Origin of the sequence: Sinorhizobium meliloti, from assembly GCF_017876815.1 — a bacterium.
In the GTDB taxonomy this organism is placed as follows: domain Bacteria; phylum Pseudomonadota; class Alphaproteobacteria; order Rhizobiales; family Rhizobiaceae; genus Sinorhizobium; species Sinorhizobium meliloti.
The window spans coordinates 3,269,061-3,286,139 of record NZ_JAGIOS010000001.1 but is presented as its reverse complement, the minus strand read 5'-3'; the positions used below and the strand labels follow the sequence as shown (position 1 = coordinate 3,286,139).

Here is a 17,079-nt window from a genome sequence, read left to right as displayed (position 1 = left end):
GACCGCAAGGCCTCGCCACGCCGAAGGACTACGCCTTTGCCGATGCTGAATGAACTGATATGATTTCACCATTATGCTGAACGAAATCGATCTCTCTCGCGCCGACCTCAACCTGCTGGTGCTCTTCGAAACGGTATTCGACGAGAGGAATGTCGGTCGCGCCGCGGAAAGGCTGAACCTCTCCGCGTCCGCCGTCAGCCACGGTCTCGGCCGCTTGCGGCGCCTGCTCAACGATCCGCTATTCCTAAAGACGCCGAAGGGTGTGGTGCCGACCGAGCGGGCAAAGGAACTGGAGGCGCCGATCCGCGATGTCCTCGCGCGAGTGAGAACTGTCATCTCCACCGCCGAACCCTTCGATCCGGCGCGCTCCCGCCGCCGCTTCACGATCGGCACGGCCGACGGCTTTTCGGTTTTCCTGCCGCCGTTGCTCGACGAGATCGCCCGCACTGCGCCGGGCATCGATCTCGTCGTCCGGCACATGCAGATGGAGACGGCGCTTTCCGATCTCGACGGGCGGCTGATCGATGTGGCGATCGCACCTTTTTACGAGCTGCCGGCCCGATTCGCCGCCCAACGGCTGTACGAGGACGACTTCGTGATCGCCGCGCAGAGCCGTCATCCCTTCCTGAAAAACCCGACGCTCGAGAACTACTGCCGCATGCAGCACCTGCTCGTCGCGCCGAGAGGCGACCCATCGGGCATCGTCGACGAGTTGCTCGAAAGCCGTGGCCTTTCCCGTCGCGTGGCCTTGGCCGTGCCGAATTTCATGCTGGCGCTCGATCTCCTCACCAAGACGCAGCTCGTCTGCGTCCTGCCGAAACGGTTCGTCGAGATGCATGCGGAGCGTTTCGCAGTCGCTACTGCAAAGCTGCCGCTGGATCTCGGCGCGCCCACCATTCAGGCGGTGGCTCCGAAGGCAGCGCTCATGGACGGCGGCCTCGTTTGGCTCCTCGATGTGCTTGGGCGAACCCACTGACGTGCAGTTTCGCAATGCCTGCTACACGATCGATGATCCAGAGAGATTCGGAACACGAGCTGGTGATGATGCTCATCGCCCGTCTGGACGGACGTCAAGCGAAGGAAGCGCCGGGAGACGATTGGAAGGGCTGGTGGCCTGACGATGACGGCGGGGACGACGACGGCGGCAGCCCCGCTCCTCAAGATCGCGAGATGGCCTGACGCAAACAGAGCTGCAGTTGGATTGGCCGGATCCGCTGCAGCTCCGATTACGACGTTGTCATCAACTAGCTGGGCCCATTCGCCCCGTTCCATCCAAGGGAACCGCTTCGAACGTCGCTTCTGCTATGGAGATAGTGAGGGCGAAAGCGGGTTCAAGAGGCAGTATCGGACCTTTGTCTGGTTGATCAATGACAAAGGTCTGAGGCACGCCGCCGAGCGAAACCTTTCACGCATATTGGAGTTGTCACCCTCGAGCGGCGACCCAGCCGCTTGGGTGAGTGATGGCCTCAGAGCTGTAAAGATTGTCCCTTCTCCGCAGCTCTGAGGCTCCACCAACTACAGCGCATTGGGGAATTGATTGATGCAAGACAGAGACGACCACGCGTTGCCGGAGCAAAGTGCATCATCCGAAGAGAATACGGGACTAGAAACTGGAAAGAAAACGATTGCGAAGCGGCGGAAGTCGGTTGGCGTCATCCGCGATGCCGATCCCGGACGCCTGAAGGCGCTGGAATATCTCGGCAGAAGGTGGCTGTCACTTCGATAAGCCGGACGCGGCGTCACCCTCCCCGAAGAAGTATCGCCAGGCCGCGCTTGACGACATCAGCAAAGTCACGCCAAGCGCACTTTGCCCTTTGCGGCAGAGCGAACCTGCTGAGCGGTGATGGCGCTCATTGGTATCTCCTGATTACGACCATGAGGTGTGGGATTACGACGGATGGGCTAATGACCCTCAGCAGGCGTGAGGCGCTAGGTTCTTTCAGCCGTCTCGCACGGGGAGGAGGCGGTTAGAGGTCGGGCGCTTCTGGCAGCTGGCCTCGTCCTGGGGCTGACACGAAGGCGGTCAGAGGCCTGCCGCCGCCGAGGCGGCCAACCTCGCTGGCACGGTGACCACGATGGATTACGACTGGAGCGGCAAAAGAACACGCAGAATGAAAGCTTTAAAGCTGGCCGTCATGACTGTCCTTGGAACCGCGTTGGCGGTCTTCCTATGGGAGGCATCGACCTAATCAAAGCCGGCGAAGCTACAGAGGTGCCGCGTGGAACCTTTCCTAACAGTATCTGTTGCAACGGTTAGCTCGACGAAGTTTGCGAGCGCCGACATGGATGTGCAAAAGGCAGGAATGGCACGGCTGTTTTTGGCAGCCCCAGATCTCCGCGGCAGCGCGTGGATGATGCAAAGCCCGGCATTTCGGAAGCTCTGCGAGGCTTACGAGCATGCGTGTTTACGGCGCGACCTCCTTCGCTGCTCAGCCCTGAAAGACGAAGGGGCCCTGCTCAGGTCCGAAACGGAGTGCAAAAGCCTTGAAGCAGCCGCAATCGCTTACATTCGCAAGCAGCGGCAATTGTCGGGGCTTGCTTGAAAGACGCCCTCAAGGCAGCACCGCCACAAGAAGCGCGGCGATATAAGCGACTGCGGCGAAAGCTGCGACCCATTCTATAACCTTGACGCGTTCGGAAGGACGCATCGCATTCCTCCTTTGGTGCGCCCCTAGCTAAGAAACGCTCCTGCTTAAGGAACGTTTCAGCCCAGCCACGGCCCCGAATATCGGGGGCGACGGGAAGAGTATCCCGAGCAATTTTGCCACCTTACCGTTCGGGAGGAATTGCCTGCCCTATGGACGATAAAATCACGAAAGCGCCGCAATCAGTTCACCGGCCATTCAGCTATGCTGATCGATGATCAGCCTGAGATTTCAATGGTTTTGCCGAAAGGTCGAGCAATGGCTACGCGCATCTACGGAACGAACTACGCCGACATCATCAAGCAGAACGGCTATATCGCGATCGAGATCTACGCCTACGATGGCGACGACGACATCTACCTGAACCGGACTGACAGCTACGGCGGATACAATTTCGTCGATGCGGGCTACGGCAACGATCTCGTGGTGAACTCCTACGAAGGAGGCAACGACATCTACCTTGGTGGCGGCAACGACATCTATGTCGCCGACATTCGCGTACGCGATGCCAGCTCCTACGACATTGTCTATGGCGGCAGCGGCAATGACCGTTTCGAGATCGAAGGCTATGCGAGCGATTATTACGGCGAAAGCGGTAACGACACCTTCTTCTCAGTCGGCTTCAACAACTACTTCAACGGCGGCACGGGCACCGACACTATCAGCTACCAGTTCCAGGATGATTGGAGCGCGGAGCGCGGCATGGGCGTGACGATCGACCTCGGCTATAACTATGCGACCACCGGCAGCGGTCGGCGTGAGGACCTCATTAGCATTGAAAACGCCACCGGCACGAATTACGGCCATGATGATATTACCGGCAGCGCCGTAGCCAACACCCTGCGCGGGCTCGGCGGCCACGACATTATCGAGGGCCTCGGCGGTAATGATGTTCTCGACGGCGGCAGCGGCGACGACGACCTTTATGGTGGTTCCGGCGCCGACATCCTGCGCGGCGGCACCGGCTTCGACTACCTGGTCGGCGGAACCGGCACCGACAGTTTCGATTTCAACTCAATCAGCGAATCGGCCGTAGGCAGCCGGCGCGATGTGATCACCGATTTCCATCGGTCGGAATTCGACGTCATCGATCTTTCCACAATCGATGCGGACACGACCTGGAGCGGAAACCAGAGCTTCACCTATATCGGCGGGAATGCCTTCTCGGGCGAGGCTGGAGAGCTCAACTTCCGCTCCGGAATCATCTCTGGCGACGTCAATGGCGATGGCTACGCTGATTTCCAGGTAAGGGTGAACGGCGCCACGAGCCTCAGGGTCGACGATTTCTTCCTTTAACTGCGATCAAGTCTATCAGCCTCGAGCAGTCAACAGCAGGTTCATAGGCGGTACTTTCGTAAACATGGCCGCAGCTAGACCCGCGATCTGATCGCGGGTCCGAGCCATGTTTCGCCCTACTGTTCGGGAGGGAGTGTCTGCCCTATAGGCAATAAAAAGACCCGCCCGAATGAACCGACCCCCGAAGGTTGGACATCCACCGCTCGCAATGGCCGAGATCTACACGAAGGAAGCCGATAAGAAGCGCCTCGCAAAGGCGGCTTCGGAACGCCTAGCGAACAGAATGTAGGTCGCACCTTAAAATAAGATCAATAACTTAGATGGTGGTTGGCGACCCCTGCAGGACTCGAACCTGCGACAACCTGCTTAGAAGGCAGGTGCTCTATCCAGCTGAGCTAAGGGGCCGTCTCAGCACGTGAGCCTCAATGGGTCCAGGGCTGCATCCGGTTGAAACGGAAATTGTCCGAATAGGAAACATTCTTGCGAGCCGCATCCTTGGGCGCGATCACACGATACTCGATGCCGTTGCGCTCGGCATAGGCGATCGCCTGCTCAGCACTTTCGAAGGTCAGGCGAACCTGCTGCCGCGTGTCGGCGGAACTCGTATAGCCCATGATCGGGTCGATCGTGCGCGGTCTCTCCTGATCGAACTCCAGCACCCACAGATGCGTCTTGGCCTTGCCGGACTGCATTGCTGTCTTTGCGGGACGATAGATCTTCGCGGACATTGTTTCGAACGGCTCCCGTTGACCAAGAGATCAATGTTTTCACGTGATTGGATGGTCGGAGTGGAGAGATTCGAACTCCCGACCCTCTGGTCCCAAACCAGATGCGCTACCAGACTGCGCTACACTCCGCACCACGAAGGCGGAGATACACGCTTCGCCCTGCTGCTGCAACAGCAAATTTCGCGGCTGGCGCGGAGCCGGCGGATGCTTCAGTTCGCCCGCTTCGTCGCCGGAAGTCCCGCGCCTTCGAGCCTGTCCCCGGGGCTGACGCCGAGCCGCTTCACGGTTCCGGCGTTAAGCTCGAGCACATAGGCCACGGGCTCCCTGGAATCGATAATCGCTTCGGAATGCGGAACCGCGTTCTCGTGGATGGTGCGGATCGTGCCGTCACTTGCGATGAAAAGCATGTCGAGCGGCAGATAGGTGTTCTTCATCCACATCATCACCGGCCGCGTCTCGCCGAAATCGAACAGCATGCCGTGATCCGGCGCCATCTGCCGGCGATACATCAGCCCCTGCTCGCGCTGACTCGGGTCGACCGCGAGCTCCACCGTCAGATCATGCGTGCGTCCGCTCGCCGTTATCAGCCGCACCCGCTCCTTCGCATAGGAAACCTCGGCCATGGCTGAGGCAACGAGCAGCAACAACAAAAAAAGCGCCGTCAGGGCGCTTCTTGCAGCTATGCCGACGACTCCGGACATCAGTGCGACCGCGTGGTCGGCGTCGGTCCGTCGGGATGAATCTCCGCAGCCATCAGACCCTTCTCTCCGTCCCCGAAACGGCAGAGCACCACCTGGCCGGGCCTCAGCTCCGTCAGGCCGAAGCGGCGCAGCGTTTCCATATGCACGAAAATGTCTTCGGTGCCCTCCCCCCGCGTCAGGAAGCCGAATCCCTTGGTTCGGTTGAACCACTTCACGAGCACGCGCTCGAGGCCGCTCGTCGGGGTGACTTGAACATGTGTTCTGACCGGTGGCAGCTGGGAGGGGTGAACGGCCGTCGATTGGTCCATCGAGAGTATGCGGAAGGCCTGGTAGCCACGATCCCGCTTCTGAATGAGAGCGACGACCCGGGCACCTTCCAGAACGGTCTGATATCCGTCGCGCCGGAGGCAAGTCACATGCAGCAAAACGTCCTGCATGCCGTTGTCCGGAACGATGAAGCCGAAACCCTTGGCAACGTCGAACCACTTGATAACGCCGGTAATTTCGATGAGATCAAGGGCGTCGTTGCCAAATTCGCCATTATGGATGACGTCTTTCGAAGATGTCCTGTCAGCCATTCTCGCAGCCCCTCGTTACGCGCAACACTTCGATACGGTTAACTGATTCTTATGGGCCAGAATAACATCGTCCCGCTGCGCGTGTGCAAGCCCCTCGACATATTTTGGCCTGAGACGTTTATAGGCACGCAGCCTTGCGTCTGGCTTGCCGTCGCCTCACTATACGCCATCTTCCACGAAACAGGGACATTCTCCAATGCGGTATCTGCATACAATGGTTCGCGTCAAAGACCTCGACCAGGCTCTTCATTTCTATTGCAAGCTTTTCGGGCTCCAAGAGATTCGCCGGTACGAGAACGAGAAAGGCCGCTTCACGCTCGTCTTTCTCGCTGCCCCCGGCGATGTCGACCGCGCCAAGGATGAAGCCGCGCCCTGCCTGGAACTCACCTATAATTGGGATCCCGAGGAATATGCCGGCGGGCGGAACTTCGGCCACCTCGCCTACGAGGTCGACGATATCTACGCATTCTGCAAGCATCTGATGGACAACGGCGTGACGATCAATCGTCCGCCGCGCGACGGCCACATGGCCTTCGTCCGCTCGCCGGACGGCATCTCGATCGAGATCCTGCAGAAAGGCGAACACCTGGCGGCCCAGGAACCCTGGGCTTCGATGGCCAATACGGGGGTCTGGTAAGCCTCGCACAACTGCCACCGGCTAATCGTCAGCCGTCGCCGGCTCTGCCGAGCGGCGCGGCACTGGCCGGAGCAAGAGGATCAATAGAACAGCGGATGATCTTCAGGCCCGGCTATTGCCGGGCCTTCGCTTATATTTTGCGAAGCTGAAATAGGTTGGTGCAGGTTTACAAAACACGCGGCGTTCATTACCTTGCCGCGCAGACGTTGAAACGGGGCTCTGCTTCGTCGTCACTTGCGGGGATAGCCCTATACTTGCCTGACCTTTCCCGTGGGGAGCCTAGCGCCCTCCGCGTGAAATTGTTGTGCCGTTCCGGACAGTATTCGGAACCGGGACGTGTTGTGTGCGCGGTGCAAGGCCACCCGCATGCACGGAGAGCGGGGAAAAGGCGTTGCAACATCTGGAACCAGGATACAGGCTCCTGACGATCGGACGCGCCGCGGCACTATCCGTATCGCTGCTGGCACTGGCCGGCTGTGTGTCGGCCGTCGCCGACAACGAGACAATCGGCCAGCTCAAATCCCAACAGGTGGCGGAAGCAGCGCCGGCGGCATCCCAGGAGACGATGCAAGACGGGCAAGAGGCTGCGCCTGGTGCCGGCACGACGGCGCAGGCGTCCGACGGCGCACCGGGCCAAAGCAGCGCCGCCATGCAGCCCGGCCTGGCCATGCAGGGCACTGCGCTGCGCGCGACATCATCGAGCATCTACGGGCAATCGCCAGCAGGCCCGTCCGGGGCAGCGCAGCCGGACCCAAGCAGCCAGCCGACGGCAACGCCGCCGGCCGGCGCATCACCGACTATGAATGCCAAGGCCAATAGCCTCTTCAGCAACGGGCAATCCGAGGCCCAACCGGTTATTCAACCGCAACAGGGCGCGGCAGGCGACGTTCCAGCGGCAAACGAAGCGATCGCTGGTGCAACTCCGGCAGCCACCGGCGAAAGCGATACGCCCGCGGCCGTTCCGTTGCCTTTGAGCGCGCAGGCCGCATTATCAGGCGCGACGGCGGCCGCCCTGCAGCCGGTCGAAGTCGCCTCGGGGACGCCGGCGGATGCCACCCAACCGGCGGGCCCCACCCAAGGCGAGAAAGAGACTCAAGAGACGAAGAAGACCTGGACCCTCGCAAGCCTGTTTGCGCCGAAACGCAGGGAAAAGCCGCGGGCCGACTCGATACGCGCTGTGCCGGCAGGCGAGAAGAAAACGATTACCGCAAACAATGCGGGACAGCCGCAGGTGGCTTCCCTCGCCTATACCTCACTGCCCGGCGTCAATATGAACCCGCTTTTCAGCATGGAACACGAAGCGCACGAGGCTGACGAGGACGACGCGCCCCTGGAAGTGGCGAACCTCTCCGGCCTTGCCCGACTCACGCCGAGCGGCCTCATCCTGCAAACGGAGAAGGTGGAAACAGGCTGTTTCAAACCGGAGCTTCTCGACATCCTGAAGACGGTGGAGGGTCACTACGGCCGCAAAGTCATGGTCACCTCGGGCCTGCGCGCCATCAAGGTCAACCGCAAGCGCCAGTCTCTCCACACACGCTGCGAGGCGGCGGATATCCAGGTGGCGGGCGTCAGCAAATGGGAGCTAGCGAATTTCCTGCGCAACGTTCCCGGCCGCGGCGGCGTCGGCACCTACTGCCATACCAACTCCGTCCATATCGACATCGGCCCCCAGCGCGACTGGAACTGGCGCTGTCGCCGTCGCAAAGGCTGATCGGCGATCGCTACATTCAAACAAGGCCCGTCGTGATCAGAGGCGATTTTTCCGAGAAAAAATGAAAACTGCCACTTGCGGGAATCCGAAGCCCTCTCTATAAGCCGCCTCGTCTTACAGCGACTTGCGTCTTATCGGAGGCACAAAGGTTGCTGCAGCAGGCGCCCATCGTCTAGCGGTCTAGGACGCCGCCCTTTCACGGCGGAAACACGGGTTCGATTCCCGTTGGGCGTGCCACTTCCCCCTCTTATACTTGTGGATACTTCGCCTTGCGCGCGAATGAGACGCCTATGCTTTCCGTCACCATAGGAACGAGGTGACCTGCGCGAATCTCTTGCCGAAAAAACAAAATAATCGCCTCTCATCACTTGCATGAACCCGATGCCCTCTCTATAAGCCGCCTTGTCTTACAGCGGCTTGCGCCTTTTCAGAGGTACAAAGGTTGCTGCAGCAGGCGCCCATCGTCTAGCGGTCTAGGACGCCGCCCTTTCACGGCGGAAACACGGGTTCGATTCCCGTTGGGCGTGCCATTCCACCTCTTTTCCATTTCATGTTTTTCATAGTATGGTGCTGATCGTCACCAGCAGGCGCCCATCGTCTAGCGGTTAGGACGCCGCCCTCTCACGGCGGTAACACGGGTTCGAGTCCCGTTGGGCGTACCAATTTCTTACCCTGAAAGCGCACCATTTCGCTTCCGAATAGCGCCTGCGTTTGCTCCCGATCTTTTTCCAAGGAAAATCGAAATTTACCGCTCGCGGTCTCTTGCGAGAATCCGAAGCGCTCTCTATAAGCCGCCTTGTCTTACAGCGCGTGCGCCTTTCGGAGCACAAAACGCTGCAGCAGGCGCCCATCGTCTAGCGGTCTAGGACGCCGCCCTTTCACGGCGGAAACACGGGTTCGATTCCCGTTGGGCGTGCCATTCCTCTTCAAAGTCTTTAAGAGAATTTCATAAGAGGCTGATTCGGCTGGGAACCGCCGCGTCGGATCACGCCTCAGTTAGCCTTCGCCGCGTCCGTCACACGCAGTTGAACCTTGCGTGTCCCCTGCCACAGATCCGCTGACACGGAACCCGCAACATGAACGGTGGCGCCGCGGTTGCCGAGCAGGAAATCGCCGAGCGGCGTCTCCGCCGCGCGGAAGGCGATGCCTTCCATGCGGCTGCCGTCCTGCCCCTCGAGCGTCACCTTCACGTGGTTGGCCCCGACTTGGCGGCTATCCCGCAGCCGATGCTGCGGGAAGGCAAAGAGCGGTTGCGGATGGCCGGAGCCATATGGGCCCGCCTGGTCGAGAAGATCGACGAGGTCGAGCGTCGCCCCGGCGGCGGCCAGCGCGCCATCGACCTTCAGCGTTTGGACGGCGACGAGATCGCGAATGGCAGTTTCGGCGCGCTCTTCGAAGAATTGCCGAAGCTGGCCGAGCTTACCGCGCTCGACCGTCAGCCCGGCAGCCATTGCGTGCCCACCGCCTTTGACCAGCAGGCCGTTGTCGACGGCCGCACGGACGAGCCGCCCCATGTCGAAACCGTTGATCGAACGGCCGGATCCGGTTCCACGGCCGTTCGGATCGAACGCAATTGCAAAGGCCGGCCGGCGGAATTTCTCCTTAATGCGCGCCGCAATGAGACCGACGATGCCGGGGTGCCAGTTCTGCCTGGCTGTGACGATCACCGACGCGCCCTCGCCCGTTCCGTATTCCGCCAGCACCTCGGCTTCCGCCTCCGCAAGCATCGCCGCCTCCATCGCCTGGCGATCGCGATTGAGTTCATCGAGCTGGCTGGCGATGGCTTCCGCCGCCGCGGCAACGTCGAGGGTCAGCAGACGGCTGCCGAGCGCAGCGTCGCCGATACGCCCGCCGGCATTGATCCGCGGGCCAAGCAGGAAGCCGAGATGATAGGGGGTCACGGGTCCGCCGATCGCCGCCTTGCGCAAGAGTGCGGCAAGGCCCGCATTGCCCATGTGCCGTGCGGCAAGCAGTCCCTTGACGACATAGGCCCGGTTGAGACCCTTGAGCGGCACCACGTCGCAGACGGTCGCAAGCGCCACCAGATCGAGCAACGACAGAAGGTCGAAGGATGCCGCGCGCGGGTCGCCCCTGAGGCGGAGCACGCGCAATGTATTGACGAGTACCAGATAGACGACGCCCGCGGCGCAGAGATGCCCCTGCCCCGACAGATCGTCCTCCCGGTTCGGATTCACCAGGGCGTGACACGGCGGCAGCACTGAGCCGACCTGATGGTGGTCGATGACCACGACATCGGTCCTGCGCTCAGCCGCCACCGCCAGCGCTTCATGGCTCGTCGAGCCGCAGTCGACCGTGACGATCAGTTCGGAGCCCCGATCGATCAATTGATCGATCGCCTGCGGGTTCGGTCCGTAGCCCTCGAAGATGCGGTCGGGAATATAGATCTCGGCCGTGATATCGAAATGCCGCAGGAAACGCGCCATGAGCGCGGATGAGGCCGCACCATCGACATCGTAGTCCCCGAAGATCACCACCTTCTCGCGGCGACGAATAGCATCCGCGAGTCGCTCGGCCGCCTTGCGGCCGTCGGTCAGGGTGTCGGGATCGGGCATCAGTGCGCGCAACGTGGGCTCGAGGAATGCCGCCGCGTCGTCCAGTCCGACGCCGCGTCCGGCAAGCACGCGGGCGATGAGTTCGGAATAGCCGTGGACCTGACTGATGGCCAGCGCACGGTTCTGGCCCGCCTGATCGAGGCGCGACACCCAGCGCTGACCGCTGACCGAGCGTTCAACGCCGAGAAATGCCCGCTGGATCGGATCCGCCAAAACGTCCATCTGTCTACCCGCCCGAAGTCCCTCCGTTCTTAACGAAGATTTCGGCACTGAAAAACCGGCGGGGGCGCAGTTCGGCCTGCAAGTCGCGAGTTGACGCGGCTTCTCAACAGATTTGATGGGGACGCGCGGTCACCAGGCCTTCGGACGCTCGATCCGGATGACCTGCGGCTCGCCGACGAGATAGCCCTCGCCCTTGATCGAGACGATCGCCTTGCGCACGGAGGCCTCTGATGTCGCATGCGTGACGAGGATGATCGTCTTCGGCTCGGCCGGGTCGGCATAGTGCTTGGAATGCTGCATGATGGATTCCAGCGAGATGTCGTTCTCCGCCATGTGCTTCGCCACATTGGCGAAGACGCCGGTGCGGTCGACCACTTTCAACCGGATGAAGTAGCCGCCCTCATGGCTCTGCATCCGGGCGCGCTTATAGGGCAGCAGCGCCTTCGCCGGACGGCCGAATGCCGGCACGTGCTGCGCGCCGGGCCGGCTCTTGGCAATGTCGGCGATATCGCCAAGCACGGCCGATGCGGTCGCGTCCCCGCCGGCGCCCGGGCCCACCATCAGGAGCTCGCCAAGAATGTCGGATTCGATCGCAACCGCATTTGTCACCCCGTCGACCTGCGCGATGACGGTGTCGTGGGGTACCATGGTCGGATGGACGCGCTGCTCTATGCCGCTATCGGTTCGCTGGGCCACTCCGAGAAGCTTGATGCGGTAACCGAGGTCGGAAGCCGCCTGAATATCTTCGATCGAGATGTTGGTGATGCCCTCGAGATAGATGTCGTCGGCAGCAATCGCGGTGCCGAAGGCAAGGCTCGTCAGGATCGAGAGCTTGTGCGCGGTGTCGTTGCCCTCGATGTCGAAGGCCGGATCGGCCTCGGCATAGCCGAGACGCTGAGCCTCCTTGAGGCACTCCTCGAAGGAGAGCCCCTCCTTCTCCATTTTCGTCAGGATGTAGTTGCACGTGCCGTTCATGATCCCGTAGACGCGCGAGATCGTGTTGCCGGTCATCGACTCGCGAAGCGCCTTGATGACGGGAATGCCGCCGGCGACCGCAGCTTCGTAATTCAGAAGCGCGCCATGCTGCTCGGCAATTTCCGCCAGTTCAATACCATGTGCTGCCAGAAGTGCCTTATTGGCGGTCACCACATGAACGCCGCGCGTGAGCGCCGCCTTCACGCAGGAATAGGCCGGATCTCCGGCACCGCCCATCAGTTCGACAAAGACGTCGATGTCTGCTTCCGACGCCAGCGAAACAGCGTCCTCGAACCAGGCAATTCCCGTAAGCTTCACTCCCCGATCTTTCGACCGGTCCCTTGCCGCTACGGCCGTAATTTCGATCGCCCTGCCGCATGTGGTCGCCATCGTCTCATGACGATCCTGGAGAATCCGCACGAGCGAGGCACCGACGGTCCCCAAGCCCGCAATGCCGATTTTGAGGGCATCTGCCATAGCAAGTTCCTAACACGTAGAGGCGCCCCGCCAGACCGGGCGGGGCAAATTGGGTGCGGAAACGGGCACAGCCCGGCTCCTTACCGATGTGCGTTGAGCGAGATGACGTTGTGCATCGTCTCGTCCGCCGAAGAAAGGAAGCGCTTGATATTGCGCGCGGCCTGGCGGATGCGGTGTTCGTTCTCCACCAGCGCGAGACGAACATAGTCGTCCCCCTGCTCGCCGAAGCCGATACCCGGAGCAACGGCGACATCCGCTTTCTCGACGAGAAGCTTGGAGAATTCCAGCGAGCCGAGATGGCGGAACTTCTCGGGGATCTTCGCCCAGGCGAACATCGTCGCCGGCGGCGGCGGCACCTCGAAACCGGCCTTGCCGAAGCTTTCCACCATGACGTCGCGGCGCCGCTTGTAGATGGCGCGCACCTCGGCGATGTCGCTGCCGTCACCGTTCAGTGCCTGCGTCGCCGCCACCTGGATCGGGGTGAATGCGCCGTAGTCCAGATAGGACTTCACGCGCGTCAGCGCCGCGATCAGTCGTTCGTTGCCGACGGCGAAGCCCATGCGCCAGCCGGGCATGGAGAAGGTCTTCGACATCGACGTGAATTCGACGGTCACATCGGTCGCACCCGGCACTTCCAGAACCGAAGGCGGCGGTGCGTCGTCGAAGTAGATCTCCGAATAGGCGAGATCCGACAGCACGATGATGTCGTGCTTCTTCGCAAAGGCGATGACATCCTTGTAGAAATCGAGCGTGGCGACCTGCGCCGTCGGATTGGACGGGTAATTGAGGATCAGCGCCAGCGGCTTCGGGATCGAGTGCCGGACCGCACGTTCGAGCGGCGGGAAAAAGCTCTCGTCCGGCTCGACCGAAATCGAGCGGATGACACCGCCTGCCATCAGGAATCCGAAGGCGTGGATCGGATAGGTCGGATTTGGGCAAAGGACCACGTCGCCGGGTGCGGTGATGGCCTGCGCCATGTTGGCGAAGCCTTCCTTGGAGCCGAGGGTCGCGACGACCTGCGTCTCGGGATTGAGCTTGACGCCGAAGCGGCGTGCATAATAGGCGGCCTGCGCACGGCGCAGCCCGGGAATGCCCTTCGATGACGAATAACGATGCGTCCGCGGGTCCTGGACGACTTCGCACAGCTTGTCCACGATGGACTGCGGGGTCGGAAGATCCGGATTGCCCATGCCGAGGTCGATGATGTCAGCACCGGCCGCTCGCGCGCTAGCTTTCAAACGGTTGACCTGTTCGAAAACGTAGGGCGGCAAACGCCGGACTTTATGAAACTCTTCCATCTCCAGACCTCATTTGGCGCGCGTCTTTGCCAGCCCTTGGGCTCTTCGCTCGACATGCGCGGGGTGAACGGCCGCCATCGCGGCCATTCAACGCTTTGCGGCCAAATCACGAGAAAGGCAAGCGCTAATTCTCGATCTGTTTCAGCGTGTCGGCACCGTGCTGCTCGGCCAGAAGCTGCAATTCCTTAAGGCGACGCTGATACTCGGCTTCGGAGATCGCGCCGGACCGGCGCTGTCCGGCAAGTGCGGTCAGCTGGCCCTGCATGTTCAGCGCCTCCTCACTGGTCATCTGCTGCATGGCGGCGGGCTTCTGACCGTAAACAGAGGGATAGGTGGCAAGGTCCGCCGTCGAGTTGCAGCCCGCGAGCACGCCTGCGAGAATCAGTGCGGACATCCAAGAAAGCGAACGCTGTTTTCCGACGGCAAGCATGCTGGCGATGACCTCTGTTTCTGCGGCGCGACGATGCGCTACAGCGCCGCGCGTCTCCTGGGACGCGCAAAGGTCGCTGTAGCACTTTGATCTGCTGCATGTTTTTGTCCTTCGACCGGCTACGATCAAGGGAACATGCCGTAGCCCTTGTAATCATTTTCGGGCAGAATGTAAAAATACAAAACAAACAAGATGCTGTGGAGGACGCCGGGTGACAGCAGAGAAGGCTGAGGGCGCTACGGGCTTTGCCGGCTTCGACCCGAAATCGGTCGAGCCTTACATCGTCAAGGATCCCGAAAGCCTGGCCATCAACATGGCTCGCGCGGCAGAGCAGCTCGGAAAAGCCGCTTCCGCATGGCTCGCCCCCCGCGAAGCGGGCGAGAAGACGGATAGTTTCGCCGAGCCGGTCTCCGACATGGTCAAGACCCTCTCCAAGGTCTCGGAATACTGGCTCTCCGACCCCCGGCGGACACTCGAAGCCCAGACCCATCTTCTCGGCAGCTTCTTCGATATGTGGTCGCGGACACTCCAGCGCATGGCAGGCGACGCCGTGGAGGACCCGGCCAACCTTCAGCGCAACGACAAGCGCTTCGCCGACGAAGACTGGGTGAAGAACCCGTTTTTCGATTTCATCCGCCAAGCCTACTTCGTCACCTCCGACTGGGCGGAGCGCATGGTGAGGGACGCCGAGGGCCTTGATGATCATACCCGTCACAAGGCGGCCTTCTACGTTCGCCAGATTGCCAGCGCTCTTTCCCCGACCAACTTCATCACGACGAATCCGCAGCTCTATCGCGAGACCGTGGCGTCGAGCGGCGCCAATCTCGTGAAAGGCATGCAGATGCTGGCGGAAGACATAGCCGCCGGGCGCGGCGAGCTTCGGCTCCGCCAGACGGACACCAGCAAGTTCGCCATCGGAGAGAACATCGCGATCACTCCGGGCAAGGTGATCGCCCAGAACGATGTCTGCCAGGTGCTGCAATACGAGGCGAGTACCGAGACCGTGCTGAAGAGGCCGTTGCTCATTTGCCCGCCCTGGATCAACAAATTCTACGTGCTGGACCTCAACCCGGAGAAGTCCTTCATCAAATGGGCTGTCGACCAGGGTCAGACGGTCTTCGTCATCTCCTGGGTAAACCCGGACGAACGCCATGCCTCCAAGGACTGGGAAGCTTATGCACGCGAAGGCATAGGCTTCGCGCTTGATATCATCGAGCAGGCAACCGGCGAGCGCGAAGTCAATTCCATCGGCTATTGCGTCGGCGGGACGCTGCTTGCCGCCACCCTGGCGCTCCATGCCGCCGAAGGCGACGAACGCATTCGCTCCGCGACGCTCTTCACCACGCAGGTGGATTTCACCCACGCCGGCGATCTCAAGGTTTTCGTGGACTACGACCAGATCCGCCACCTCGAGGCCAATATGAGCGCCACCGGCTACCTCGAAGGCTCGAAGATGGCGTCGGCCTTCAACATGCTCCGGGCTTCGGAACTGATCTGGCCCTATTTCGTCAACAATTACCTCAAGGGCCAGGATCCCCTGCCCTTCGACCTGCTTTACTGGAACTCCGATTCGACGCGGATGCCCGCGGCCAACCACTCTTTCTACCTGCGCAACTGCTATCTGGAGAACAGGCTCTCCAAGGGCGAGATGGTGCTGGCCGGCCGCCGCGTATCCCTCGGCGACGTAAAGATTCCCATCTACAATCTCGCGACGAAGGAGGACCACATCGCGCCGGCAAAGTCGGTTTTCCTCGGCAGCAGCAGCTTCGGCGGCAAGGTGACCTTCGTGCTCTCCGGCTCCGGGCACATCGCCGGTGTCGTCAACCCTCCGGCCCGAAGCAAGTATCAATACTGGACGGGAGGGGCGCCGAAGGGCGACATCGAGACCTGGATGGGTAAAGCGAAGGAGACGGCCGGGTCCTGGTGGCCGCATTGGCAGGGTTGGGTCGAACGGCTCGACAAACGCAGGGTTCCGGCGCGGAAGGCCGGAGGTCCGCTCAATTCCATCGAGGAAGCGCCCGGCTCCTACGTGCGCGTGCGCGCCTGACCGCAACGACTGACCGCAGAGAGTTCAATCCCCTTGAATTTCCCTCGCCCGCTCGTACCTGCGACGCTTGTGCAGCGTTACAAGCGCTTCCTGTTCGACGCTATTCTGGCCGATGGAACGGCAATCACCGGTTCATGCCCGAATACCGGCTCGATGCGTGGCCTGACCATACCGGGCTCGCCGATCTGGCTCTCGGAACACGACAGCCCAACACGCAAGTATCGCCACATGCTGGAGATCGTCGAGGCGGACGGCACGCTGGTCGGCATCAACACCGGATTGCCGAACCGGATCGCCGAAGAGGCGATCATGGCCGGACAGGTGGGCAATCTCCACACCTACGGCACGCTCCGGCGCGAGCAGAGATACGGCCGCAATTCGAGGATCGACATTCTGCTCAGCGATGCGGAAAAGGGCCTCGCCTATGTCGAGGTGAAGAACGTCCATTTCAGCCGCGTCCGCGGTCTCGCCGAATTCCCGGCAGCCCGACACAACGCGGCGCGAAACATCTAGAGGAACTGGGCGATATGGTCGAGGCGGGACACCGCGCGATCATGCTCTATCTTATCCAGAGAGGCGATTGCAGTCGCTTCCGCATATGCCGTGAGCTCGACCCGGTTTATGCTCGTGCTTTCGAAAGGGCGAGCGCCCGCGGGGTCGAGGCCTATGCGGTCAAGTGCGCGGTATCGCCGGGGCAAATCGTGGCGGCAGGACCGATCGTAGTGGACGAACCGGTCCCTGCTGTTTTATGAAAATCGCCT

Annotated in this window: 15 protein-coding genes, 6 tRNA genes and 1 pseudogene; 13 read left to right on the top strand and 9 right to left on the bottom strand. The window is 61.2% G+C overall.

The genetic code is table 11. From position 1 onward, the window contains the following. The first annotated feature begins 73 nt into the window (after positions 1-73). The 5 genes from JOH52_RS15885 (at position 74) to JOH52_RS15875 (ending at position 3,941) form a co-directional block, all read left to right on the top strand. Positions 74-976: a LysR family transcriptional regulator gene (locus JOH52_RS15885; RefSeq protein ID WP_003530936.1), complete on the top strand. Its 903-nt coding sequence runs from the start codon at positions 74-76 to the stop codon at positions 974-976. 14 nt (positions 977-990) lie between these two features. Continuing rightward, positions 991-1,179 (top strand): hypothetical protein, encoded by a 189-nt coding sequence (locus tag JOH52_RS15880; protein ID WP_017272672.1) that lies wholly within the window; start codon positions 991-993, stop codon positions 1,177-1,179. A gap of 361 nt (positions 1,180-1,540) precedes the next feature. Continuing rightward, on the top strand, positions 1,541-1,726 hold the full coding sequence (locus JOH52_RS36140; RefSeq protein WP_017273565.1) for a hypothetical protein: 186 nt from the start codon (positions 1,541-1,543) through the stop codon (positions 1,724-1,726). A gap of 556 nt (positions 1,727-2,282) precedes the next feature. Further along, positions 2,283-2,543 (top strand): hypothetical protein, encoded by a 261-nt coding sequence (locus JOH52_RS35075; RefSeq protein ID WP_013844482.1) that lies wholly within the window; start codon positions 2,283-2,285, stop codon positions 2,541-2,543. A 360-nt stretch (positions 2,544-2,903) separates the two neighbouring features. Then, positions 2,904-3,941 carry a calcium-binding protein gene (locus tag JOH52_RS15875; RefSeq protein ID WP_014529488.1) on the top strand — a complete coding sequence of 346 codons (1,038 nt, stop codon included), beginning with the start codon at positions 2,904-2,906 and terminating at the stop codon, positions 3,939-3,941. A 328-nt stretch (positions 3,942-4,269) separates the two neighbouring features. Here JOH52_RS15875 and JOH52_RS15870 read toward each other — a convergent pair. The 5 genes from JOH52_RS15870 to JOH52_RS15850 all read right to left on the bottom strand — a co-directional run bounded on the left by JOH52_RS15870 (position 4,270) and on the right by JOH52_RS15850 (position 5,948). Next, positions 4,270-4,346: transfer RNA gene (locus JOH52_RS15870), tRNA-Arg, on the bottom strand. A 17-nt stretch (positions 4,347-4,363) separates the two neighbouring features. Beyond that, positions 4,364-4,669: an ETC complex I subunit gene (locus tag JOH52_RS15865; RefSeq protein ID WP_003530925.1), complete on the bottom strand. Its 306-nt coding sequence runs from the start codon at positions 4,667-4,669 to the stop codon at positions 4,364-4,366. 52 nt (positions 4,670-4,721) lie between these two features. Further along, positions 4,722-4,798, bottom strand: a tRNA-Pro gene (locus JOH52_RS15860). An 80-nt stretch (positions 4,799-4,878) separates the two neighbouring features. Further along, a complete protein-coding gene (locus JOH52_RS15855) occupies positions 4,879-5,370 on the bottom strand; it encodes a DUF192 domain-containing protein (protein WP_010969419.1) in 492 nt (163 codons plus the stop codon). Beyond that, positions 5,370-5,948: a cold-shock protein gene (locus JOH52_RS15850; RefSeq protein WP_003530922.1), complete on the bottom strand. Its 579-nt coding sequence runs from the start codon at positions 5,946-5,948 to the stop codon at positions 5,370-5,372. The genes JOH52_RS15855 and JOH52_RS15850 overlap by 1 nt, the downstream gene beginning before the upstream one ends. Positions 5,949-6,144: 196 nt before the next feature. Here JOH52_RS15850 and JOH52_RS15845 point away from each other — a divergent pair, with 196 nt between their 5' ends. The 6 genes from JOH52_RS15845 (at position 6,145) to JOH52_RS15820 (ending at position 9,215) form a co-directional block, all read left to right on the top strand. Next, the gene (locus JOH52_RS15845) at positions 6,145-6,585 is read left to right on the top strand and encodes a VOC family protein (protein WP_003530919.1); all 441 of its coding nucleotides are present in this window, start codon (positions 6,145-6,147) and stop codon (positions 6,583-6,585) included. Between the two features lie 391 nt (positions 6,586-6,976). Then, positions 6,977-8,296 carry a YcbK family protein gene (locus JOH52_RS15840; protein ID WP_010969420.1) on the top strand — a complete coding sequence of 440 codons (1,320 nt, stop codon included), beginning with the start codon at positions 6,977-6,979 and terminating at the stop codon, positions 8,294-8,296. 161 nt (positions 8,297-8,457) lie between these two features. Then, positions 8,458-8,533, top strand: a tRNA-Glu gene (locus tag JOH52_RS15835). A 217-nt stretch (positions 8,534-8,750) separates the two neighbouring features. Beyond that, a tRNA-Glu gene (locus tag JOH52_RS15830) sits at positions 8,751-8,826 on the top strand. Positions 8,827-8,883: 57 nt separating this feature from the next. Further along, positions 8,884-8,958 (top strand) — tRNA-Glu (locus JOH52_RS15825). A 181-nt stretch (positions 8,959-9,139) separates the two neighbouring features. Continuing rightward, positions 9,140-9,215: transfer RNA gene (locus JOH52_RS15820), tRNA-Glu, on the top strand. Between the two features lie 73 nt (positions 9,216-9,288). Here JOH52_RS15820 and recJ read toward each other — a convergent pair. The 4 genes from recJ to JOH52_RS15800 form a co-directional block, all read right to left on the bottom strand. Continuing rightward, entirely contained in the window at positions 9,289-11,091 is a 1,803-nt protein-coding gene (recJ, locus tag JOH52_RS15815) for a single-stranded-DNA-specific exonuclease RecJ (protein WP_010969421.1), read from the bottom strand. 129 nt (positions 11,092-11,220) lie between these two features. After that, positions 11,221-12,543, bottom strand: coding sequence for a homoserine dehydrogenase (locus JOH52_RS15810; protein ID WP_013844484.1), 1,323 nt, complete (start codon positions 12,541-12,543; stop codon positions 11,221-11,223). Positions 12,544-12,623: 80 nt separating this feature from the next. Then, entirely contained in the window at positions 12,624-13,841 is a 1,218-nt protein-coding gene (locus JOH52_RS15805; protein ID WP_010969423.1) for an LL-diaminopimelate aminotransferase, read from the bottom strand. 124 nt (positions 13,842-13,965) lie between these two features. Continuing rightward, complete coding sequence (locus tag JOH52_RS15800) at positions 13,966-14,271, bottom strand: hypothetical protein (protein WP_003537044.1); 306 nt, start codon at positions 14,269-14,271, stop codon at positions 13,966-13,968. Between the two features lie 211 nt (positions 14,272-14,482). On the opposite strand from JOH52_RS15800, the gene phaC reads away from it, so the two are divergent. Together phaC and sfsA are read left to right on the top strand one after the other, a co-directional pair. Further along, entirely contained in the window at positions 14,483-16,318 is a 1,836-nt protein-coding gene (phaC, locus tag JOH52_RS15795; protein WP_017265729.1) for a poly(3-hydroxyalkanoate) polymerase subunit PhaC, read from the top strand. Positions 16,319-16,351: 33 nt separating this feature from the next. Beyond that, positions 16,352-17,070, top strand: a pseudogene (sfsA, locus tag JOH52_RS15790) (DNA/RNA nuclease SfsA). Positions 17,071-17,079: the final 9 nt, after the last annotated feature.